The sequence below is a fragment of the Candidatus Accumulibacter sp. ACC007 genome, assembly GCF_907163205.1.
Taxonomy (GTDB): Bacteria; Pseudomonadota; Gammaproteobacteria; order Burkholderiales; family Rhodocyclaceae; genus Accumulibacter; species Accumulibacter regalis.
Map to the genome: position 1 here is coordinate 1,855,130 of NZ_CAJQUD010000001.1, position 21,217 is coordinate 1,876,346.

22 protein-coding genes and 1 pseudogene are annotated in these 21,217 nt (G+C 62.5%); 8 read left to right on the plus strand and 15 right to left on the minus strand.

Annotation, left to right across the window (positions count from 1 at the left end; genetic code table 11):
• The first annotated feature begins 124 nt into the window (after positions 1-124).
• Positions 125-565 carry a response regulator gene (locus QZ634_RS07975; protein WP_291987064.1) on the plus strand — a complete coding sequence of 147 codons (441 nt, stop codon included), beginning with the start codon at positions 125-127 and terminating at the stop codon, positions 563-565.
• 8 nt (positions 566-573) lie between these two features.
• Here QZ634_RS07975 and gloB read toward each other — a convergent pair whose 3' ends face one another.
• On the minus strand, positions 574-1,335 hold the full coding sequence (gloB, locus tag QZ634_RS07980) for a hydroxyacylglutathione hydrolase (protein ID WP_291987065.1): 762 nt from the start codon (positions 1,333-1,335) through the stop codon (positions 574-576).
• Positions 1,336-1,362: 27 nt separating this feature from the next.
• Here gloB and QZ634_RS07985 point away from each other — a divergent pair, with 27 nt between their 5' ends.
• The 3 genes from QZ634_RS07985 to dnaQ all read left to right on the plus strand — a co-directional run bounded on the left by QZ634_RS07985 (position 1,363) and on the right by dnaQ (position 3,334).
• Positions 1,363-2,085: a class I SAM-dependent methyltransferase gene (locus QZ634_RS07985; RefSeq protein WP_291987066.1), complete on the plus strand. Its 723-nt coding sequence runs from the start codon at positions 1,363-1,365 to the stop codon at positions 2,083-2,085.
• The gene (rnhA, locus tag QZ634_RS07990; protein WP_291987067.1) at positions 2,078-2,533 is read left to right on the plus strand and encodes a ribonuclease HI; all 456 of its coding nucleotides are present in this window, start codon (positions 2,078-2,080) and stop codon (positions 2,531-2,533) included. The genes QZ634_RS07985 and rnhA overlap by 8 nt, the downstream gene beginning before the upstream one ends.
• Positions 2,534-2,614: 81 nt before the next feature.
• Positions 2,615-3,334: a DNA polymerase III subunit epsilon gene (dnaQ, locus tag QZ634_RS07995; RefSeq protein WP_291987068.1), complete on the plus strand. Its 720-nt coding sequence runs from the start codon at positions 2,615-2,617 to the stop codon at positions 3,332-3,334.
• 784 nt (positions 3,335-4,118) lie between these two features.
• On the opposite strand, the gene QZ634_RS08000 is transcribed toward dnaQ, so the two are convergent.
• From QZ634_RS08000 to ylqF, 10 genes and pseudogenes are all read right to left on the minus strand, one after another.
• Positions 4,119-4,403, minus strand: coding sequence for a hypothetical protein (locus tag QZ634_RS08000; protein WP_291987069.1), 285 nt, complete (start codon positions 4,401-4,403; stop codon positions 4,119-4,121).
• 237 nt (positions 4,404-4,640) lie between these two features.
• Positions 4,641-4,844, minus strand: coding sequence for a SlyX family protein (locus tag QZ634_RS08005; protein ID WP_291987070.1), 204 nt, complete (start codon positions 4,842-4,844; stop codon positions 4,641-4,643).
• A gap of 93 nt (positions 4,845-4,937) precedes the next feature.
• Positions 4,938-7,154 carry a metallophosphoesterase gene (locus QZ634_RS08010; RefSeq protein ID WP_291987071.1) on the minus strand — a complete coding sequence of 739 codons (2,217 nt, stop codon included), beginning with the start codon at positions 7,152-7,154 and terminating at the stop codon, positions 4,938-4,940.
• 160 nt (positions 7,155-7,314) lie between these two features.
• The gene (locus QZ634_RS08015) at positions 7,315-8,577 is read right to left on the minus strand and encodes an inorganic phosphate transporter (RefSeq protein WP_291987072.1); all 1,263 of its coding nucleotides are present in this window, start codon (positions 8,575-8,577) and stop codon (positions 7,315-7,317) included.
• A 108-nt stretch (positions 8,578-8,685) separates the two neighbouring features.
• Complete coding sequence (locus QZ634_RS08020; RefSeq protein ID WP_043563556.1) at positions 8,686-9,366, minus strand: TIGR00153 family protein; 681 nt, start codon at positions 9,364-9,366, stop codon at positions 8,686-8,688.
• Between the two features lie 454 nt (positions 9,367-9,820).
• Entirely contained in the window at positions 9,821-10,279 is a 459-nt protein-coding gene (locus QZ634_RS08025) for a hypothetical protein (protein ID WP_291987073.1), read from the minus strand.
• Between the two features lie 122 nt (positions 10,280-10,401).
• A complete protein-coding gene (locus tag QZ634_RS08030; RefSeq protein ID WP_291987074.1) occupies positions 10,402-11,073 on the minus strand; it encodes a hypothetical protein in 672 nt (223 codons plus the stop codon).
• Entirely contained in the window at positions 11,073-11,738 is a 666-nt protein-coding gene (locus QZ634_RS08035; protein WP_366145366.1) for an AAA family ATPase, read from the minus strand. The genes QZ634_RS08030 and QZ634_RS08035 overlap by 1 nt, the downstream gene beginning before the upstream one ends.
• 223 nt (positions 11,739-11,961) lie before the next feature.
• Positions 11,962-12,864, minus strand: a pseudogene (locus QZ634_RS08040) (acyltransferase).
• A gap of 53 nt (positions 12,865-12,917) precedes the next feature.
• Entirely contained in the window at positions 12,918-13,889 is a 972-nt protein-coding gene (gene ylqF, locus QZ634_RS08045) for a ribosome biogenesis GTPase YlqF (protein ID WP_291987075.1), read from the minus strand.
• Between the two features lie 167 nt (positions 13,890-14,056).
• On the opposite strand from ylqF, the gene QZ634_RS08050 reads away from it, so the two are divergent.
• The 3 genes from QZ634_RS08050 to galU all read left to right on the plus strand — a co-directional run bounded on the left by QZ634_RS08050 (position 14,057) and on the right by galU (position 16,426).
• Positions 14,057-14,878 carry an SAM-dependent methyltransferase gene (locus QZ634_RS08050; protein ID WP_291987076.1) on the plus strand — a complete coding sequence of 274 codons (822 nt, stop codon included), beginning with the start codon at positions 14,057-14,059 and terminating at the stop codon, positions 14,876-14,878.
• Positions 14,879-14,988: 110 nt separating this feature from the next.
• Entirely contained in the window at positions 14,989-15,318 is a 330-nt protein-coding gene (locus QZ634_RS08055) for a hypothetical protein (protein ID WP_291987077.1), read from the plus strand.
• Positions 15,319-15,520: 202 nt separating this feature from the next.
• On the plus strand, positions 15,521-16,426 hold the full coding sequence (gene galU, locus QZ634_RS08060; protein ID WP_291987078.1) for a UTP--glucose-1-phosphate uridylyltransferase GalU: 906 nt from the start codon (positions 15,521-15,523) through the stop codon (positions 16,424-16,426).
• A 122-nt stretch (positions 16,427-16,548) separates the two neighbouring features.
• Here the strand turns inward: galU and QZ634_RS08065 are convergent, their stop codons facing one another.
• Positions 16,549-17,031, minus strand: a complete 483-nt coding sequence (locus tag QZ634_RS08065; RefSeq protein ID WP_291987079.1) for an ecotin family protein — start codon at positions 17,029-17,031, stop codon at positions 16,549-16,551.
• A gap of 122 nt (positions 17,032-17,153) precedes the next feature.
• Here QZ634_RS08065 and QZ634_RS08070 point away from each other — a divergent pair, with 122 nt between their 5' ends.
• Positions 17,154-18,350 (plus strand): hypothetical protein, encoded by a 1,197-nt coding sequence (locus QZ634_RS08070; RefSeq protein WP_291987080.1) that lies wholly within the window; start codon positions 17,154-17,156, stop codon positions 18,348-18,350.
• Between the two features lie 57 nt (positions 18,351-18,407).
• Here the strand turns inward: QZ634_RS08070 and phoR are convergent, their stop codons facing one another.
• The 3 genes from phoR to phoU are packed head-to-tail and all read right to left on the minus strand — an operon-like array spanning position 18,408 to position 21,135.
• Positions 18,408-19,718 carry a phosphate regulon sensor histidine kinase PhoR gene (gene phoR, locus QZ634_RS08075; protein WP_291987081.1) on the minus strand — a complete coding sequence of 437 codons (1,311 nt, stop codon included), beginning with the start codon at positions 19,716-19,718 and terminating at the stop codon, positions 18,408-18,410.
• On the minus strand, positions 19,715-20,437 hold the full coding sequence (gene phoB / locus QZ634_RS08080; protein ID WP_291988086.1) for a phosphate regulon transcriptional regulator PhoB: 723 nt from the start codon (positions 20,435-20,437) through the stop codon (positions 19,715-19,717). The genes phoR and phoB overlap by 4 nt, the downstream gene beginning before the upstream one ends.
• A 2-nt stretch (positions 20,438-20,439) precedes the next feature.
• Positions 20,440-21,135 carry a phosphate signaling complex protein PhoU gene (phoU, locus tag QZ634_RS08085; protein WP_291987082.1) on the minus strand — a complete coding sequence of 232 codons (696 nt, stop codon included), beginning with the start codon at positions 21,133-21,135 and terminating at the stop codon, positions 20,440-20,442.
• Positions 21,136-21,217 lie beyond the last annotated feature (82 nt).

A 21,217-nucleotide genomic window follows, 5' to 3' on the forward strand; every position in this document is an offset into this window, starting at 1 on the left:
AGCTGGCTGGGAGAAGGGCGAATTTAGCACGAAGGCAGGCTTCCCGCACTCGCCACGCGGCCAGCGCCAGAGCGACGGCGACATCTTTCCTGAACGACGCCTGGGCAAGACCTGGGACAAGGGCGTGAGCGCGAGTAACGCAGTGGCGTCAGCAGGCCCGAAAGTACTGATCGTCGACGACCACGAGCTGACGCGAGCATTGCTGCGCAGCATTCTGCGCAGCAATGGCTACGAGGTCGTTGGTGAGGCCCGGGACGGCATCGGCGCGCTCGAACTCGCCGAGCGACTGCGACCCGACATTATCTTCATGGATGTCGTCATGCCCGAGATGGGCGGCCTCGAAGCCTTGCAGGCGATCAAGGCCATGCACCCGCAGATCGTCGTCATCATGGTCAGCGGAACACCGAGTGTCGCCAATGTTCGCGAATCGATTCAGGGCGGCGCCAGCGGCTTCATCATCAAGCCGTACAAGGTTGGCAAGGTACTCGACACGCTCAGGCTGGCCTGGCCGGCAGCGGGAAAAGCCATACCGGACAGGCACAACAGCGACCCGGAAACCCCCTGAAGGAAAACTCAGAAGCCGTTCTTCCACTCGCGCAGCGCGGCAAACACGGCGACCTCATCGACAGCCTCGGGGACGCGGCGCCGCGCCGATGCCGCCACTTCCGGCTCACCACAGCGCAGAAACGGATTGCTTGCCTTTTCCAGCCCAATCGTCGACGGCACCGTCGCCCAGCCCTTGGCCCGCGCCACGGCGACGTCATTGACCCGGCTTTGCAGACGGCGATTGCCTGGCTCTACCGCCAGCGCGAAACGCAGATTCGCCTCTGTATATTCATGTGCGCAGTAGACGGCCGTCTGCTCGGGCAAGCTGGCCAGCCGGGACAGCGAGGCGAACAGTTGCCCTGCGCTGCCCTCGAACAAACGCCCACAACCGCCGGCAAACAGGGTATCGCCACAGAACAGGCAGCCTGCCGCATAATAGGCGATGTGCCCAAGGGTATGCCCGGGAACGGCGATGACCTGAAACTCCTCGTCGCAGAAGGCCGGGCGAATCGTTTCTCCGCCGTGCAAGGGCCTGCTTGTGCCGGCAATCGATTCCGCTGCCGGCGCGAAGACCTCGGCCGGGTAGTGCGCCAGGAGACGCGCCACCCCACCCTGATGATCGGCGTGGTGGTGGGTAACCAGAATGCTCGTCAGCGACAGACCCTCGCGCTCAAGCGCCTCGAGCACCGGGCGCGCATCGCCGGGATCAACCACGGCGGCTGATGCGCCTTTGCGCAACAACCAGATGTAGTTATCCTTGAAGGCTGGAATGCGGATGACGTCGAACATCGCTCAATTTTGGAAGAATTGCGGAAAATGTCAATTGCTGGCCTCGACGCCTGGCTTCAAACGCCGCAGGGACAGTACGTCATGGCCTGGGAGCAGGCCACCCTCGACAAGATGGTGGCCGACGTCTTCGGCTACCATGCGCTTCAGCTGGGACTGCCGCAATTCGATCTGCTCGCGCAAAACCGCATTCCCCTCCGCCAGCTGGCGCACGACTCGGGCCAGGTCGACGTCGTCTGCGACCTGCGCCAACTGCCCTTTGCTGCGCACAGTATCGATCTGGTGGTCATGACCCATGTCCTTGAGTTCCACGACGACCCGCACGGAATTCTGCGCGAGGTGGAACGGGTTCTGATTCCCGAGGGCGAAGTGATCATTGCCGGTTTCAATCCGATCTCGATCTGGGGCCTGCGTCGCCGGCTCCCCAACTGCCCGCAGCATTTTCCCTGGAACGGTCGCTACCTGTCGCTGGCGCGCCTCAAGGACTGGCTGCAGCTGCTCGGCTTCGAGGCCGAGAGCAGCCGTTTCGGTTGCTACGCGCCGCCGTTCCGAAATGAGCGCTGGCTCAAACGCTGGCACTTCCTGGAAGCCAGCGGCCAGCGCTGGTGGAGCTTCGCCGGCGGCGTCTACGTACTGCGCGCGGTCAAGCGGGTGCATAGCATGCGCCTGATCATGCCCAACTGGAAGCAACGGGCCACTCCGCGCAAGGCTCTGTCGGTGGTCACCAAGAAGGAAGCAGCAAGACATGAATGATCAGCAGGTGGTTATCATCCACGCCGACGGCGGCTGCCGTGGCAATCCCGGGCCGGGCGGCTGGGGCGCAGTTCTGCAGACCGGCGTCCGAGAGAAGGAACTGTGGGGTGGCGAGAGCAATACGACCAACAACCGCATGGAACTGACGGCCGCCATTTGCGCCCTTGAGGCGCTTACCAGACCCGCAACGGTGCATCTGCATACGGATTCGCAGTACGTGCAAAAAGGAATCAGCGCCTGGATTCACAACTGGAAGCGCAATGGCTGGCGCACGTCGGACAAGAAACCGGTGAAAAACGCCGACCTCTGGCAACGTCTCGACGAACTCGCCGGCCAGCACGACATCAAGTGGTTCTGGGTCAAGGGACATGCCGGGCATGTCGGCAACGAACGCGCCGACGCGCTCGCCAATCGCGGCATGGACGAACTACGCGCCAGGGCCTCCTGAGCCACCGGCACTGCCCACCCGGGCCCCCGATACCGAAGAATCCGCGACAACGCAAGCTTTCGCCGTCATTGGACAACGCCCATGCGCCAAATCTTTCTCGACACAGAAACCACCGGCCTGGAACACAGGCTTGGCCACCGCATCATCGAAATCGCTGGCGTCGAGATGTACCATCGACGCCTGACCCATCACCATTTCCACCGCTACCTGAATCCCGAGCGGGAAATCGACGCTGGCGCACTGGCAGTGCACGGTATCAGCCGTGAGTTCCTGCTCGACAAGCCGCATTTTGCCGACGTTGCCGGTGAGTTTCTCGATTTCGTGCGCGGTGCCGAACTGGTCATCCACAATGCCGCTTTCGACCTTGGCTTTCTGAACGCCGAACTGGCCCGACTGGACATGGCGCCACTGGACACGGTCTGTCACGCGGTCTGCGACACCCTGCGACTGGCCAAGGATCTGCACCCCGGCAAAAAGAACAACCTCAACGCGCTCTGCGACCGCTACGGCGTCGACAACTCGCACCGTACGCTGCACGGCGCCCTTCTCGACGCCGAGATTCTCGCCGAGGTCTATCTGGCGATGACCCGAGGCCAGGAAAGCCTGATCATGGATCTCGGCGATGACAGCGCCAAACGGATGGAAGCTGCCCGCCCGATGCCCGCCTCGGGTCGGCGTAAAGCCCAGATCGTCAGGCGCGCCAGCGACGAAGAAGTCGCTGAACACCAGCAGGCACTGGCCGACCTTGACGAAGCCAGCAAAGGCAAATGCCTGTGGCTGCATGCGGAGATCGGCAGCTGATTCACCGCCGCCGGCTTCGACGCTTGCCGGCTCTGCCTGCGGGTGTGGGCGCGTCCCTCCCGTCGCGCGGCTGACAGCGCTTCCCGTGCCGCTTCTCGTGCCGCTTCTCAGCCGACATTTTTCGCACTGCGGGCGGCACACGTCGCGCCCGCCTCGGCGCCTCCGCGGCCAGGCAAGCGGTCGCGACAGGTATCAGCCGTCGCTGGGCGCCTCGGGCGGCCGCCTGGGCCGCCGGCCATGTCGCTTGGCGGGCGCCCTGGAGTCGGGCGAGCGCCCGTCAGCCGCCCCCCCATCCGGGGAGGCAGTTTCAGCCCTCGCAGCAGGCTGCCGCTGATCCTGCTGGCGAGGAGGCCCGGCCGGACGTGGGCCGGTCTTGCGTTGATCCGGTCGACGACCAGGCCCGGAGGTGTTCTGACGCTTCTCCGGTTGCCCTGGCATGCGGTCCGAATTCCGATCGGACTCACGGTTACCCGGAGCCAGAGTAATTTCGAGCTCTATGATTTCATCCCATTGCGGGTCGCTGCGATCGCGCTCGGGGATGGAGAGTAGCTCGCGGAGCCGGCGACGCGGATCCTGGGGAGGTGATTCGTTCATTGCAGCATTATGACTCACACTACGGCGATCGTCCAACACCAACCAACGTGTACAGCAGCGCCACATCGGCAGGGCGAACAGGAGGCGAAGAAAACCTGCCACGAGGCGGGTCTTTTCCATCGTCGCACTCGGCTTGCCCGGAGATCATTGGGCAGCCCTAACGGCTTGGGCCGAGGCGAGTTCCTAGCGTCTAGTGGTCGGCCCGAAGGCTCGCAGCAAAGGAGTTCTCCAGCTTTGCCGGGAATTCGAAGCGGGCGAAAGCACGGTGGATGTCGGCATCGCTGACGCCACTACTGGCGTCTTGAAAACGAATCCCCAACTGACGGCCGTTGGCGGCCAGTGTGGCGAAAGCAAAACGCCAGCGCTGAGCTTCTGCCAAGCGCTCCCGCAGTTCGCGCTCGTTGCTGATTTCAACCCCAGCTTCTTTCAGTGAATCCAGGAACTGGTCAAAAGACTCGTTGCTCACGCTACCCATTTTGTTCTCTCCTGTGTCGAAGGTTTGTTCTTGCTTCCCGCCCATGCAGCGCATAACGCTCGCCCGGGGTAGCGGTTGACACGAATCAACAAGAAAGCGGTCACGGCAGGCAGAGGGAGCTTTGGGCAATGGCCAGGACCGCCGCAGCCACTTCTCACGAGAGCTTACCTGGCGGAAAAACGGAAGCGACAGGCAAGCCTCTGACTCCTGAGGGCAGCCTGTACAGCTTCCCGCCGATTAGTAGTGCGGTGGGATTTCGTCGTGCGGACTGCGCTTTTCGACAGCCGGCGAAGGTTCCTGCAGGCACCGGTAAAGGTGGCGCAACTGCTGCTGTAATAGATCAATCTGTTGCTGCTGTCGATAGACAGTCAGGTTCAGCGCCTCGACCAGATCTTCGGTGAGGCTGAGCCGCACTTCCAGTTCGGCTAGGCGATGTTCCAAGCGTGGCTCCCTTGTTTCCATAGGCCCGGATGCTGAATAGGCGGCGGCCCGTTCAGGGCACGAAAGGCCGCCCAAAGCAGCAGGCCGGATGGGCTACGCACCTTGCCGCAACCTTCTGGCAGCTGGCTCCTTCGCTGCCGCTTCTTCCTCCGGCCCGCCAGGACCGGCGGTGGCCTCGGTGGCGTCGGCTGTCCTTCTGAATACCATGGCGTTCAGAATCGGCGTCAACTCGTCCACCGGGTAGGTCAATGGCACCATCGTCTCACCGACGCGGGTGAATACGCCGACCTGACTGGGATTGGCACTGAACAGAACATGGTGATTGTCAATGCCATCGACGTTCAGCCACAGCGTGTCCTCGCGGTCGATTGGCGTATGGCCAACGATAAAGGGAGTCTCCCGGTCAAGGCTCAGGTTCTTGCGGAAGCGCTTGACGTCGCGTCGGCTGTAGCCTTGCGGTCGATTGGCCCGTTGCAGGCGGTTGTTGATCAGTTCGAGGACGAGTTCGGGTCGCTGGTAGATCTGCACGAGCATTTTCTTGCTGACCTTGGTCTTTGGCGCAGCGGCGTGGCAGGCGAGGAAATCGGGAGACATGACCACATAGGGCAGCAGACGGTAAAAGTCACCCATGGCCCTTTGATAGACCGCTCCGCGCAGCTCGCTGAGCTCCCTCGCCCACAGCAGACCCTGCGGAACTCCCTCCTTGGCCAGTTCCTCCGAGAACGAATCATGGTTGCCGCGGATATAAAACACCTGTTCCGGAAAACGCAGCTTGAGGCGAAAGATGAGGTCCATCAGGATCATCGAGCTTTCCATCGCCCGCAGTTGCCCATCGACCTCGCAATGAACAGCGTCGCCGAGAATTATCAGGGCAGCGGTTCCATCCTCCAGCGCTTCGAGGAAGGCGTTCTGGGTCAGAACGGTGAGCAGGTTATCGACCTGCGCATGCATGTCTGCAAGCACAATCGGGATCAACTCGCGCGGCAGCACGAGCAATCCGCCGGGCAGGCCTCGATCGTCCCTGGGCCGATAGACCTCGTTGTGCATCAGCCGATTGACCTTTTCGATAAGCGCCAGCGCTTGGTCCCTGGGCACGAGCCTTATCGGCCCGCCGAAGATCTTGCGCAGCCGCTGCAATCTGTTCATCCGCAGCGCCCTGGCCTTGTCCAGCATGGGCGCTATGGGGATGCCCTGGTCTACCAGCCTGCTACGCTTGCGCAGTCGCCGCAAGCGCTTCAGGCGGATCACCTTGGGCTGTTCGACGATCGGCGCAATGGTCGTACCGGCGTCACTGAGGTTGCGGAACACCAGGCCGTCACGGCCATGGATCAAGGCCAGATGATGCCCATCAACAGCCTCTGGATAGTCGAATATCGCCTGCTGGATGCGGTCGTCGGAACCCAGGACCAGCCAGTTCTTGGGGCTCAACCGCAGAAACCCACCGATCTGGCGGAGATGGGTGGCGGGGTCGACGACGACGAAACTGCCGACCTTGACTGCCTCTCCCAAGTCGTTGATGCGTGTCTCGGGGTAGAGTCGAAGGCGCTTGTCGTCGAGACCAAGGGTAATTTCGATCGGCAAACCGCCGAGCGTCACGCGAACTTTGCTATCCCCCAGGCGATAGGCGCCGTGCAAGCGGAGGTGACGACCGACGCCAAAGCCCAATCGCGCCGAGAAGGCTTTCAGACGAGCAAGGACATTGGCAAAAGTGAATCGGCGGCGGCGGGGAATCGCCGCGGCAGCGACCCCGGAAGGATCGACAAAGCGCTGCGGTGTGCTATCGATCGCCTCGCGCACGTAGACATTGAAGCCCTTCCGATGAAGATGCTCGGCAACTTGGCGAAAGGCCTCGATTTGCGCTGTGCAGATCGCTAGGCTCAGCTGAGCGTCCACCGGATGCGTGTGATGGCGCGCGCGCGCGCTGCGTCTCTCGAATACCAGTTCTGGCGGTGGCAGCAGAAAATCGAAGACATAGCGTCGATACCAGTCGACGGAAAGGAAGAAGAGCTGCCGGGGCGGCAGCGCTATGCGGGCAAGGTCGACCGATGGCAAGGGATCGCAGTCGAGAAACGCTGGATCGTATACCGACACCGCGTCGGCCATGCCGAGCATCGGCAGTCCCAGATGAATCTCACGCGGGCGCACGGAAAGCATTTCCGATCGCCACCAGTACTTCCGACTGATGTCCAGATAGCCCTCTTCGGACCAGCCACCGAGACGTCGAATCATGGTGCTCTTGCCAGCGCCGGGCGGACCGGTCACCAGAATCTGGCGAAAGCGGACATCGCCTGGAAATTCGATTCCTTTCAAGCGCTGCAATGACTCTACGGGCTGGGTAGGCAGATCCGGCATCGATCAGAGCTCGAAAGGCTAGGGTAAGGAGTGGAAGGAGACAAGCTTCCCGATGGACAAACGAACAGGCGGCGCCCCAAAGGAAAGGAAGCGCCGCCTGGAGGGTTGCGTCGTTAGCCTAGCTGAAAACAGCCCTCATGATGTAGAAAATGAGCGCCGCCAGGATCGCCCCGACGGGCACGGTGATGAACCAAGAGAGAATGATGCCGCCGATGACGCGCAGGTCGAGGGCGCCGATTCCACGCGCCAGGCCCACCCCCATCACTGCACCCACCGCGATATGGGTGGTCGACACCGGCAGGCCAAGGCCCGAAGCCAGCACGACCACGAACGAAGCGGCGATGGTCGCGCAATAACCGCGCGTCGGCGTCAGTTCGGTGATCTTGTTGCCGATGGTGGCCATCACCTTGTAGCCGTAGGTCGCCAGGCCGATGACGATGCCGATACCGCCGATGAACAGCATGAACGGCGTCACCGCCGACTTCGCCGATACGGCTTTGGTCTCGATCAGCTGAACCACGGCGGCCATCGGGCCGATACCGTTGGCGACGTCGTTCGAACCGTGGGCGAAGGCCATTGCCGCACCGGTAAACACCATCAGCGGGATGAACAGTTTCTCGACGCTCGCGTAGTGGAAGTCCTTGTCCGCACGTTCGTCGGTCTTGATGCGGTTCATCATGAACTTGGCGATGATGGCCAGTGCAACACCGATGACCAGCGCGAGGATCTGCCCCTCGACGTCAGTGAGATTGATCTTGATGTGCTTGAGGCCTTTGGTGATGGTCACCAGCGAGACCAGCCAGCCAACCAGGAACGCATAGAACGGGCCCCACTTGCGAGCCTGGCTGATCGGGTCGTCGGTGTTGAGGATCAGCTTGCGGATGCTGAGCGTCAGCAGCAGGGCGAAAAAGCCACCGAGCACCGGCGAAACGAACCAGCTGGCGACGATCTCGCCCATTTTGTCCCATTGCACGGCGTCCATGCCAATTGCCGCGACGCCAACGCCGACGACGGCACCGATGATGGTATGCGTGGTGGACACCGGCCAACCACGCATCGTGGCCACCATCAGCCAGATACCGGCGGCCAGCAGGGCCGACAACATGCCCATGACCAGCAATTCCGGCACCGGCTCGAAGGCCTTGCCGTCGATGATTCCCTTCGAAATCGTCGACGCGACTCCGCCCCCGGCCAGATAGGCGCCAGCGAACTCCATGATTGCGGCGACGATGATTGCCTGCTTGACGGTCAGGGCGCCGGAACCGACCGAGGTGCCCATGGCGTTGGCGACGTCGTTGGCGCCGATACCCCAGGTCATGTAGAGGCCGAAACCGAAGGCCATGATTAAGAAGATAGTCTGATGCTGCTCAATAATTTCCATTGAATAACCTTAACTGTAGAGTTTGCTAGTTGACCAGGCGAACCGAATTCCCGCATCGGAAAGGATGGTCTGACTGGACGGCTTGCGCACGCGCTCGGCGTTCGATGATCAGCGAGCGATCAGCAGACGGAGGCGATCACCGACCTTCTCGGCGTTGTCGGCGAGATTGCCAACCCACTGGATCAGCTGGTACCAGAACATCACCGACACCGGTTTGATATTGTCTTCCTGAGCGAAAAGGACACCGCTGAGCGCAATGCCCATCAGATCGGTATCGCTTTCCATCTGGCCCAGCTCGAGAACCATCGCGTTGACCCGGTCGACGTCACGGCCGCGAAAGCCCGTTTCCAGGAGTTCGTCAAGCTCCTCGATGACCTTGTGCGCCTGCTCGCAGGTCTCGACGCAACGGTTCACGAATCGCATCAGCGGCTCGGCCATGTCCGGCGGAACTTCCATATTGCGTTCGACCAGCAGGCCAGCGATATCCTGAGCGGTATCGGCAATCGAATCCTGCATCGCCAGCAGTTCCAGCAGGTCGCGCCGGTCAACCGCCAACAGCATGCTCTTCGGCAGATGGTCGCGAAGGTCGTTCTTCAGCGCGTCTGCCTCACCCTCCTTGACGAAGATCTTGTCCTTCTGCGCTTCGACCTGCGCCGCGTCCTGTGCAATTACGGCGTTGAACATTCCCGGCACTTCCGCCACGCACTCGCAGACGATGCGCATGTGTTGTTGCATGGGCTTGAAAGGCGACTTGCCGAACAAGGCCGCAATCGGATTGGTGGATAACATTTGTCCTCCGGTATGGTTGGTAAAAAAACAAGAAAAACTACAAACCTCTGTTATTTTTTTTCCGCGCGCACAGGCCTTCAAGCCGCCCGTGCAGCGCCTTTTTGCGCATCTCGATCCGGGTCAAATTGTAGTCCTAAAGGCATCAGAAAGGGAGGGTGTCAAGAGATTTTTTGGACGCAAATGCCTGCAATTGCGAAATTTTTTTCGATGCGTAGCGCAGCGCGGCGGCTTGACGGCAGGCCATGTCGACCAGCCAGCAGACAACCACCGAACGCAGCATATTGGCGCTCAGGCGACCATCACGGGAGGGTTAAGCGCCTCTGCCGGCCCGTTCGCGGCCGCTCGCAGCACGCGGGTGGAGCGCGCGCGAAATGGCGGTGTCGCAAGGTCTCGCAGGAGGAGTGCCTTGCCGAAAGTTGGCGAGCGTCCTGAGCCGGCCGCCGCGCCGACTTCGTCAGGACATCTGTTTGCCAGGAAGCGCATCCTGCAGACACTGTGCCAGGCGTGGCAGATCCTGGTAGCCCTCAAGGCGGATTCCGCGGTTGTTCTTGAGGAGCAGCTGAATGTGCCGCAGTTCTCCTCGGCGCCGGAACAAGCGCAGTGCCGTCACCTGCTCGAACTCCAGCTCGGAGCATTTCCCTGCGGTCAGAAATCTAAGCTTGCCAGGCAGCACTTCCAGGCAGTGATCGCCGATCGCGCGCAGATAACGCAAGAGGAAGATCAGGTTGGCCAGATTCAGCGTCGTCACGATTGAGGCAACCGACCAGAAGAGAAAACTGCTGTAACGTTCGGGATCTTGCTGGTGACCGACAAGGACCGCCACGACCATGGCAGCGCTGAACAACGCACCCCACCCGGCATTGGTCCAACGCCGACGCTTTTCATCTTTACCGACTACGAAACGTTCCATCATCGTCCTGCCACTCGCTCATGAATTGTCAAACCGTCGCCGCCCTACGACGGCTGCGCGCCTGACATCGACAAAAAAAAGCGGTGAGCACTCACCGCTTTTTCTTGCAAGTCAGCGCGTCTCTTTCAGCGCTTCTTTTTCTTCTTGTCCTTCTTGTCCTTCTTGTCCTTCTTGCCAGCTTTCACCGGTGTAGCCAGTGACCCGAGCAAGGCCTGCATTTGCTCCAGCTTCTGCTCCGCGAAGACCTGAATGCCGGCGCGCAGAATATCAGACTTGGTCGCCGCCCAACCGGCAACCCTGGACAACTCGTCGCGCAAGGTTTCGATCGCGGCTTCCTCACTCTTCAATAGCTTGACCGAGTAGCTGACCAGCTTGTCGCGCTTCTGCTTGGCCACCTTCTCGAGCATCTCGACGGTCCCCGCCACCGGCTTGGCAGCCTTCGTTCGTGGCTCGGCGCCAGTAGCGGCGGCTTTCCTGCTCGCCGGTCTTGCCTTTGGTGCTGCGGCTGGCTCGACCTCTGGCGCCTGCACAGGCGCTTTTCTGGTCGTCGCAGCCGTCCTGGCAGCAGGCGCTTTCGCCGCCGCCGGCCGTGCCGATGCCCGCCGCGCCGGTGCTGCGCTGGGAGCAGTGATGGCAGCGGCGCCCGTGGCCAGTTCGGACTCGGCTGCAGTGGCCGGAATCGTGGCCTCCAGGGGAGCATCAGCCCCCGCCAGGCGACCGGCCAGGGAATCGTCTTCCTTCTTCAGGCTGGCGCGCAAAGCGCTTTTGTTGCTGCTGGTGCGTGAGGATGTTGTCATCAATTTTCTCCCAATTGTTTAAGAACGGCGGCAATCAGCTTGCGCACTTCTTCCTGCGCGGCGTCAGCTCCAGATCCCAGCTGAAAAACGGATGCACCGATCACCGCACTTTGCGCATAGGCATTACGCTGGCAGAGCATAGCATCGAGAATCGGCAAGGTAAATTCGTGCAAAAGTTCAAGCACATCCGTCGCCAGCGCGGTGTTCTGCACGCGGTTCGGCACGATGCATCCGTGCAGACGATGGCTCTGCTCCATGCGTGTCAGGATCAGTCGCTCGACGGCCAGCGTAGACCATAGATCGGTCGGGCTGGGCACCGCCGGGATCACCGCCAGATGCGCCACCGCCAGCGCCGCCAGCGTCGAGGGATGGTAGATCGACGGCGGCGTGTCGAGGATCACGTAATCGGCCTCCCGCTGCAACTCGCCGACGTGCTTGATCAGTTCGAGCCCGGACATCTTGCGCACATCGAGTTGCAGATCCGAGTCCAGCAAGGGGGCGGATTCCGCCCAGCGAAACGCACTCTCCTGAGGATCGAGGTCAACCAGCAACACTGAAGCGCCGAGCGCATGAAAGCCGCCGCCCAGTTGCATGGCAACCGTCGTCTTTCCGGCACCGCCTTTCTGCGAAACAACGGCGATTACCCGGCCTAGTGACATGGACATAAAACCTGCCTTCTAAACAGCTTGATGAGAGGAATGGGCATTGCCCGGCAATTATGCCATCACTTGCCTGGCAGGCAAGGCACAAAGCACCGGCAAGGGGCGACCAAACGAACTATTTCCTGCTTGTGCCGGCGCTACCTGACGGCGCCTGCTAGCAGGGCACTTGTTTGGCAGTGCCTTGACCGCCTCGCTCGCTGGCAACAGGCAAGCGCTCGGCAACGGCTCAACGCGATCGCTTCGCCAGCAGCGCGTCGATCTGCGCATCCTTCTCCCGCCAGATTTGCTGTAGCCACTGCTGGAACGCCTCACGCACCGCCGGGTCACTGGCGTAATCGGCTTTCGCCAGATGCCTTGGCACCGGCAGGCGACGCACCCGCACACGCACGCAACCCACGCGCCCGCACAGAAACGCCCAGAAATCCGGCGCCCCGTCGGGATAAACAATGGTCACGTCGAGGATGGCCTGGAACTTGTCGCCCATCACGTTCAGGGCCAGCGCGATGCCACCGGCCTTCGGTCGCAGCAGGTGACGGTACGGCGACTGCTGCCGCCGCCGCTTGGCCGGGGTGAAGCGCGTCCCCTCGCAGAAATTCATGACACTGGTCGGAATCAGCGCAAACCTGGCGCACGCCCTGCGCGTCGCCTCCTGGTCCCGGCCACGCAACTCCGGATGCTTCTCCAGTGACTGCTCACTGTGCCGGCGCATGAACGGAAAATCGAGAGCCCACCATGCCAGACCGATCACCGGCACCCATAGCAACTGCCGCTTGAGAAAGAACTTGAGCAGTGGAATACGCCCGGTCAGCAGGTGCTGCAGCACGAGAATATCGACCCATGACTGATGATTGCAATTGACCAGATACTAGCCGCGCCGGTCGAGTCCGTCGCCCCCCTCGACGTCCCAGACCGTTTTCTGCGTGAGGCGCATCCAGCCGCTGTTGCCGGCGATCCACGCCTCTGCAATGTGCACCAGAAGCGGATCCAGGCGCAGACGCAGCACCTTGAACGGCAGGAGCAATTTGACGACCGCCAAGGAGACCAGGATCGGCACCCAGACGAGGGTGTTGAGTCCGAGTAGCAAGGAAGCGATCAGGCCAAGCAGTGGGGCGGGAAGAAAATGCAACATGGATGGTGAGCGCCGACAGCGACGATCGCGCTGAAGAGGATGTCGCGCGAGGCCTACGGCGCAGTGTCGCCAGGCGGGCTCGACGGCGAATTTTCCTGGCGCAGGGGAGCGGACACCGGCTCCTCCGCGGCCGCCGGCCGGGAAGCATCCAGCGGCGCTTGACTGGCCAGCATCAGCCGCCGCGTTGCCGGCGTCTCCAGGCTCACCCGCCCCAGTATGCCGTCGCGATAATCCTGCAGCAACACCTTCGCCGCTTTTTCGAGATCGGCGCCACCGCCGCGCAGGCGCAGACCGCGCCGCACGGCAATCCGCTCGATCACGTCCGCCGCATCGAGCATGGCGAGTTCAGCGCTCGGCAAACCGTAGCGCCTGGCCAGCAGCGCCGGGTAGCGCGCCAGCAGCAGGCCGGCGAGGAAGCTCGCCACTTCTTCATCGATCATTGCATTGCGACCGATCGCATTGCCGGCAGCGAGCATCAGACCATCGCTCGGATAGTCGATCTTCGCCCACATCAGCCCCGGCATATCGGTAATCGAGTGACGAACGTCCAGCTGCGAGGTCTGTTGCTGGCGAGTGACCGCGGGTTCGTCACCGACCTTGGCAATCTTGCGCTTGAAGAGAACATTCATCAGTGTCGACTTGCCGACGTTGGGAATGCCCATGATCAACATCCGCAGCGGCTTGACGTTGTCGTTGCGATGCGGTGCCAGCGTCTGGCACAGCGTCGGCAGGCGCGTTGCGTCTCCGGGCTTGCGGCACGACAGCGCGACGGCGCGCACACCCTCCTGCCGGTTGTAATGGTCGATCCACGCCCCGGTCACCGCCGGATCAGCGAGGTCGGCCTTGTTGAGCACCTTCAGACAGGGACGCTGACGGTGCACGCGAAGTTCACGGACCAGCGGATTGGTGCTCGCCTCTGGCATACGTGCATCAAGCAGCTCGATGACCACGTCGATTGACGCCATCGTCTCCGCCGCCTTCTTGCGCGCCGAGTTCATGTGTCCGGGAAACCACTGGATGGCCATGCAAGATCCAAAGACTGACTGAAAGAGCGGCCATTATCCCACCGCTTGACCGTTCCTGCCGCGCTTCGGCCACCGTTCTGCCGCCCTCCTGCCATTTGTGCGGCTGCCACGCCAGCAGCCAAGGGCGCTAGAATGCTGGTTTCTCGTCAACCCAGCTCAGGACAAACTTGCCGCCGCCCCCCGAAATCAGGCCCGGGCAGTCGATCGAACTGCTCAAGAAACTGCACCTGCTGACCCGCGACGGCAAGCTGAACCAGGACAGCCGCCGCAAGCTCAAGCAGGTCCACCACCTGTTCCACTTCATCGAGCCACTGCTCGCCGAACTCGTCGCCTCCGACAGCAGCCTGACCCTTGCCGACCACGGCGCCGGCAAGTCGTACCTCGGATTCATCCTCTACGACCTGTTCTTCAAGGCCCGGCACGACGGCCACATCTACGGCGTCGAAGCGCGACCGGAACTGGTCGATCGCTCACGCCAGCTGGCCCAGCGACTCGGCTTCACGCGCATGTCTTTCCTCAACCTGTGCGTCGAAAACGCCATCGATTCCCCAGCCCTGCCCGAGAGAATCGACATCGTCACCGCGCTACACGCCTGCGACACCGCCACCGATGACGCCATTCGCTTCGCTTTCGAGAAACAGGCGCGGTTCATTGTTCTTGTCCCCTGCTGTCAGGCGGAAGTCGCCGCACAGCTGCGCGGCAAGAAGAACGAGTCCTTCGCCAAGACACCGCTGTCGGAAATCTGGCGTCATCCGATACACACGCGAGAATTCGGCAGCCAGCTGACCAACGCCCTGCGCTGCCTGCAACTCGAAGCGCGCGGCTACCAGTTAACGGTCACCGAACTCGTCGGCTGGGAACACTCGCTGAAGAACGAGCTGATCATCGCCAGGCATACCGGCCAGGCACGCGGCAACGCCGGCACGCGACTTGAAGAGATCCTGCACGAGCTGAATCTCGACGACCTGCGCGACCGCTTCATCTATTGACCGTCAAGCCAATGCGCAGTCCTGATGAAACCGTGATCCGGCGTTGCGACGACCCCGCTTTCGCGGACCGAAACGCCGGCAGCACGGCAAATGACCCGCAAGGAACCCGAATGGAAAATTGGATCACCCGCAGCGTCGCGCTACTCTGCGCCACGGGCAGCCTTGCGCTGTTCTGGACTTTCGGCATGTTTCTCGCGGTGCCGTGGCGAGAGAGCCGCATGCTCTCGCTGAACAGCGTCGAGTGGCAGGTTCTTGGCATCCCGCTGCTCGTTGGCCTGGCGGTCACCTGGGGCGCCCTGCACATCCTGGCGATAGCCGACCGCGAAACTCGCCCGAGGCTCTACTTCGCGACTTGCGTGCTGCTCGTGATTGTTTCGGCAATGGCCATAATCGGTGGCATGGCGTGGACCGCCGATCGGGCCGCCGTTTTCGGAAGCTGACCCAGGTAGCGAGGGCTTTGTCGATCAAGCCAGGGGACGGTTGCTCCTCGCCGAGGATAAAATCACACCTGATCGAAGCCATGATCGGCACAATTGGCGTATCGTCGACGGGTTGAGAGCTGCCGGCAAGGACGGCGCAAAGACCGGGAAAACAGCATTACGGCGCAACGGCCCAGCCAAACCACTCAATCTGGAAACCCCGATGACTCCCAAGAACAACAACTTACTGGTTCAGAAAGCAGTCTTCCCGGTCGCCGGGCTGGGCACTCGCTTCCTGCCAGCGACCAAGGCCAGCCCCAAGGAAATGCTCGCGGTGGTGGACAAACCGCTGATCCAGTACGCGGTGGAAGAAGCCTACGCCGCCGGGATTCGCGAGATGATCTTCGTCACCGGTCGCAACAAGCGGGCCATCGAGGACCACTTCGACACTGCCTACGAGCTGGAAGCAGAACTCGCCAGCGGCGGCAAGGACGAGCTGATGGCGCTGGTGCACTCGATCAAACCCGACGACATGGACTGCGTCTACGTGCGCCAGCCGCGGGCGCTGGGTCTCGGCCATGCGGTGCTGTGCGCCGAGCGTCTGGTTCGCGGCGAACCCTTTGCCGTCCTGCTCGCCGACGACCTGATGATCGGCGAACCCCCGATCATGCAACAGATGACCGAACTGTTCGCCGTGCACCAGTGCAGCATCCTGGCCGTGCAGGAGGTACCGAGAAACCAGACGCACCGCTACGGGATCGTCAAGGGCCAGGCAATGGGAGCAGATCTGGTGGAAATCAGTGGTCTGGTCGAGAAGCCCCAGCCAAACGTCGCCCCCTCGAATCTGGCGGTAGCCGGGCGCTACGTCCTGACGCCGGCGGTCTTTGACCTGATTCGCCAGCAGCCGCGCGGCGCTGGCGGCGAAATTCAGCTCACCGATGGCATCGCCGCGCTGCTCAACACCGAGCAGGTGCTCGCTTATCGCTACCACGGCACGCGTTACGACTGCGGCAGCAAGCTCGGCCTGATGCAAGCCAGCGTCGTGCTCGGCGAAACACACCCCGAACTTGGCGCTGACTTCTCTGCCTGGCTAAGTAGCCGACACGCCGCCGAGGCAAAGAGCTCCTGACGCACGCCGACCGGCAAGTAGAAGACGCTCGAGCGCGACGGATCGGGAAGGTTCAGGGAAGGTTCACACTCGGGAAAGGACGTTTCCCGTGGGTTGGATGACCGCTCGCCCGCCGCGCCTGCTCACTCCCGGTCGATCACCCTTGTCCCGGGGCTGGCGCGCCACAGTCGATAACGGACTTCGACGCCTTCCGGCGCATAAACGACGATCGGCAGGCGACTGTTGTAGCGCATGAGATAGGGCTCGCCACCGAGTGCGACGAAGCGCCTGACTTTCGGCGTATCGGCATCGATGGCCATCAAGGTGCCCGCCAGTGGCCCCAACGGACTGACGATGAAGCGCGGAAATCCCCAGCCGCTGATGGTTTCTTTGGCGATCTGGCCACTGAAGAAGTAGCGATTGTGCGCATCGACCTCAAGCGTTCTGCCGACGACCAGTTCGATCTTCAGATCGGCCTCCTCTTCCTCTCCCTGCGGCGGGAGCTGCAGGACATGGCGAACCATCCCCTGCTCCGCCGCGGGAAACGCCTTCAGGTCGTCGGCAGCCTGAACCGCTGGCAAAACAAACAGGCCGCACAGAGCAACCAGTAGACGAAGCGTGTTCATAGTCTGTCCTTGTGGTAAGGCAGCCCCGCGGCAGGCCCGGCCGCCGCCGGTTCCCGCCACTCGGGAATTCGGAGCCAGGCGCACTGTGCTCGCCCACTATAATTGCATCGGTGACGGCCGGTGTGAAAGCACCCGTTCCGACGTGCGCAAAGGTGGTCAGGCACAACGTGTCGATTTCATACTGCAGAACCCTGCTCCTGACGGCCCGTTCACTGGTCGTCGCATTGCTGCTCTCCGTGCTCGGCTGCGCAACTCCCGAACCGCCGCCCGAGCGGGCTCCTGCGCTCCATGTATCCGCAAGCACCTGGCAGCAGGTTGATGACGACATTGCCGCCGCGTCGCTGGCGGCCTGGGAGTCGGCCGAGAACTATGCGCGCGGCTTGATGGACGGATGGATGCGCCGAGTGCGCGAGCTCGGCGAAGAGGACTTTATTCCCTGGTACACGGGCTATTGGACCCAGCAATGGCTGTCGATCAAAGTCGCCTGGTACAAAATGGGGGACGGGGGCAGCGATGGCGATGGCAACGATGCAAGTGTACGACGCCTGGCCGCGTATTTGCAGGAGGAATACGCCGAGCGGGTCCTCGAGCCGGCGTCCGAGGAGATCGACCCCGACGTGGTCACCGAACAGGCGACCAACCTGTACGTCAAGCTCCTCGCCGAGCAACTGCAGGGTATGCCGCGGCGCCATGGCGTACCAAGGGCCCAATTCGAGCGCAGACTGCAGGGCATTCCGGCCATTGCTGCCGCGACACCCGCCGCGCCGGACGCTTCGCTCTATGAGCTGCTGCATAGCCAGCCAGCTGACCGGCTGCCGGCCTATGCAAGCTTGCTGGAGCGCCTGCACGAGGCGCGTTCCCGCCTCGCCGCCGGGCCCGTGGCGGCGCGGATATCGCCAATCGCCGAACGCGCCGCAAGAAAGCTCATTGACCAGATGGCGATCAGCGGTGGCGCCAGCGCTGCCGCGGCGGCCGTCGGCGGTGTCGCCGGGATGGTCATCTCGCTGGGCGCCGCCGGCGTTGGCGCTATCGCCCACGCGCAGGAGAAGCCGGTGCTGGAAGCACAACTGCGCGAGACTCTGGATGCGGCACAGGCGGAGATGTGGCAGCAGCTGGTCGACGATCCGGAAACGGGAGTGCTAGCCGGCATCAAGCAACTCGCTGATCAGATCGAGCTCGGTCTCGGCGCAGCGACGGCCGAGCCGCAACCATTCGAGCCGGCAGTTCTGGCGCCCGAATTCCCTGACGAGGAACCTTTCAACCGCCACGACCAAGACCCGACGCAAGGGTGGCCGGCCGATTTTCCAGGCGAGGGCTGATCCAGGCACACCGCGACGACGCCGGGACGGGAGCAAGGCGTCGCCTCGAGCCCGGCCTCACTTTGCCGCTGGCAAGCGCCAGTCCGGGAAGGCGGCGCGAAAGGTGCTGCCGGCCCCGACTTCCGAGTCGATGCTCAAGCTCGCCTGATGGCGCAAGAGGATATGCTTGACGATCGCCAGGCCCAGACCCGTGCCGCCGGTGTCGCGCGAGCGACCTCTATCGACGCGGTAAAAGCGCTCCGTCAGACGTGGCAGGTGTTCGGCCGCCACACCGACACCGGAATCGCGAACCGAAAAAACGCCCACCCCCTCGTGCATGGCCCATTCGATAGCGATCTCGCCACCCGCCGGCGTATAGCGAATGGCATTGGAAACCAGGTTGCCAAAAGCGCTGTGCAGCTCCTTGCGGTTGCCGCGCAAGGCCGGTCCCCGGCAAGTCACGTCCAGACGATGGCGACCGTCACTGAGACTTTTCCCTTCGGCTTGCAGTTGCGCGAGAAGATTCGCCATATCGACATCCTCTTCGCTCGCCGGCGCGTCCTCCGCTTCCAGCCGTGAGAGGGTCAACAGGTCGTCGACCAGTGTCAACATGCGTGCGGTCTGATCACTCATCAGGCGCGCGAACTGCTGGCGCTGCTCACTATCTACCACCCCGTCGTCGGTAAAATACTCGAGAAAACCACGGACCACGGTCAATGGCGTGCGCAATTCGTGAGAAACGTTGGCCACGAAGGTGCTGCGCATCGATTCGACGCGCCGGGCATCGGTCACGTCCAGGCTGACCAGCAGCTTGTTGGCATCACCGAGGGGAACGACCCGGATGGTGTAGATGCGCGTCCGGGCCGCCGGCGCCTGCAGGACAAAGGGGCCGTGCACCTCCGGACTGGCCAGGTACTCGGCGAAGCCCGGCGTACGGACCAGGTGCTCGATGATCACGCCGCTATCGCGCGGCCAGTGAATTCCCAGATGCGCGCCGGCGGCGCGATTGCTCCAGTGGATGCGATGGCTGGCGTCGAGAATCACCAGACCGTCGGGGACGGCGTCCATGGCACCGCGGAATGAGTGCAACGTCGCCTCGATTTCCTGGCGACCGCGCGTATCGTCACGCAGCCTTTCCGAGAGCTTGCGCAGGACTTCGCCCCAGGCGCCAGCGGCCTGCGGAAACGCGCGCTTCCCGGGAGCGTCCAGCCACGCGAGTAGCGCCACCAACTGCCTGGCGTGCACGAAAGCCAGCACGGCGAAGCCGAGCGCTGCAACCGCCCAGGCCCACGCTGCACCCTGGCTGATCCAGGCCAGCAAGGCGAGGCAAAGAATCGGCAGGAGAGCGGTGAGTAGAAACCTCGCAAACCACGACCCACGCCGGGTCATGAGGCCATCGGGTTCGACCCGGACCGAGAGCCGAGTTTATAACCGGCACCGCGAACGGTTTCCACCATCGACTCGGCCGCAGCTCCAAGCGCAACGCGCAGGCGGCGAATGTGAATGTCCACCGTACGGTCTTCGATATAGACGTGATCGCCCCAGACGTTGTCGAGCAACTGCTGACGCGTGTAAACACGGCCAGGGTTGGCCATCAGAAAGCGCAGCAGCCGGAACTCGGTCGGCGTCAGGCTGATTCGCTGGCCATCGACACTTGCCGCGTGACTGACGGTATCGAGCTCAATCGGACCGGCTTGCAGGGTCCCCTTGACGAACTCCGGAGCGCAACGCCGCAGCACTGCCTGCACGCGAGCCAGAAGCTCTTTCGGACTGAAGGGCTTGACGATGTAATCGTCGGCACCGCCTTCGAGCCCGGCAACGCGGTCCGGTTCCTCACCACGCGCGGTGAGCAGGATGACCGGCAGGCCGCGCGTGCGAGCCTCGCCGCGCAGCCGGCCAATCAGCGCCAGACCCGACTTCCCGGGCAGCATCCAGTCGATCAGCGCGAGCGCCGGCAGCGTCTCGCGCAACAAGGTCTCGGCTTGCTCGGCGCTGTCTGCGCAGAGCGGCTCATAGCCACCGCGCAGCAGCGTAAAGCGCAGCAATTCCTGAATTCCCTTGTCGTCCTCGACGACAAGAACCTGCGGCAAACTGGGCTTCGTGCGCATCATCACTCGCTCGCCACCTTGCGCGCTGCCCCGCTATGCCGAACGTCTACACCGCTGACGATGTAGATCACGTTTTCGGCGATGTTCGCCGCGTGATCGCCGACCCGTTCGATGGCCTTGGCAATCCAGATGATGTCAAGTGCCTCGCTGATCGTCCGCGGGTCCTCCATCATGTAAGTGATCAACTGCCTCAGGATCGCGTTGAACGCGGCATCGATCGCCTTGTCCGCACCGATGACCTGCTGTGCCGCGGCGATATCCATCCGCGCCAGCGAATCGAGGGCGCTCTGCAACATGTCGGTGGCCAGGCGGCCGCAATGCCGGATATCGGACAGGCGCGGGATACGCTGGTTACCGACCTGATGCAACTTGCGCGACATGTTGGCGATTTTCGCTGCCTTGTCGCCGACCCGCTCGAGGTCGGTGACAATTCGTGAGACGGCCATCACCAGGCGCAGATCGCGTGCCGTCGGCTGCCGGCGAGCAATCAACAGCGTACAGTCCTCGTCGATGCCAACCTCGTTGGCGTCCACTTCGCGGTCCCTGTCGATCACCTGCTGCATCGCCTCCAGGTTGCCGCTACTGAAGGCATCGATCGCCGCCTGCACCTGATTTTCGACCAGGCCACCCATCTGCAGGATGCGCGTGCGAATGTGTTCAAGTTCCAGATCGAACTGTTTGCTGAGGTGATCGCTCATTGGCTTGGGCTCGTGTGGGCAGTGAGAAGGACAGCCGGCAGACTACGCCGCCAATGTTTCGGCGCGATGACGCAGCCCACCT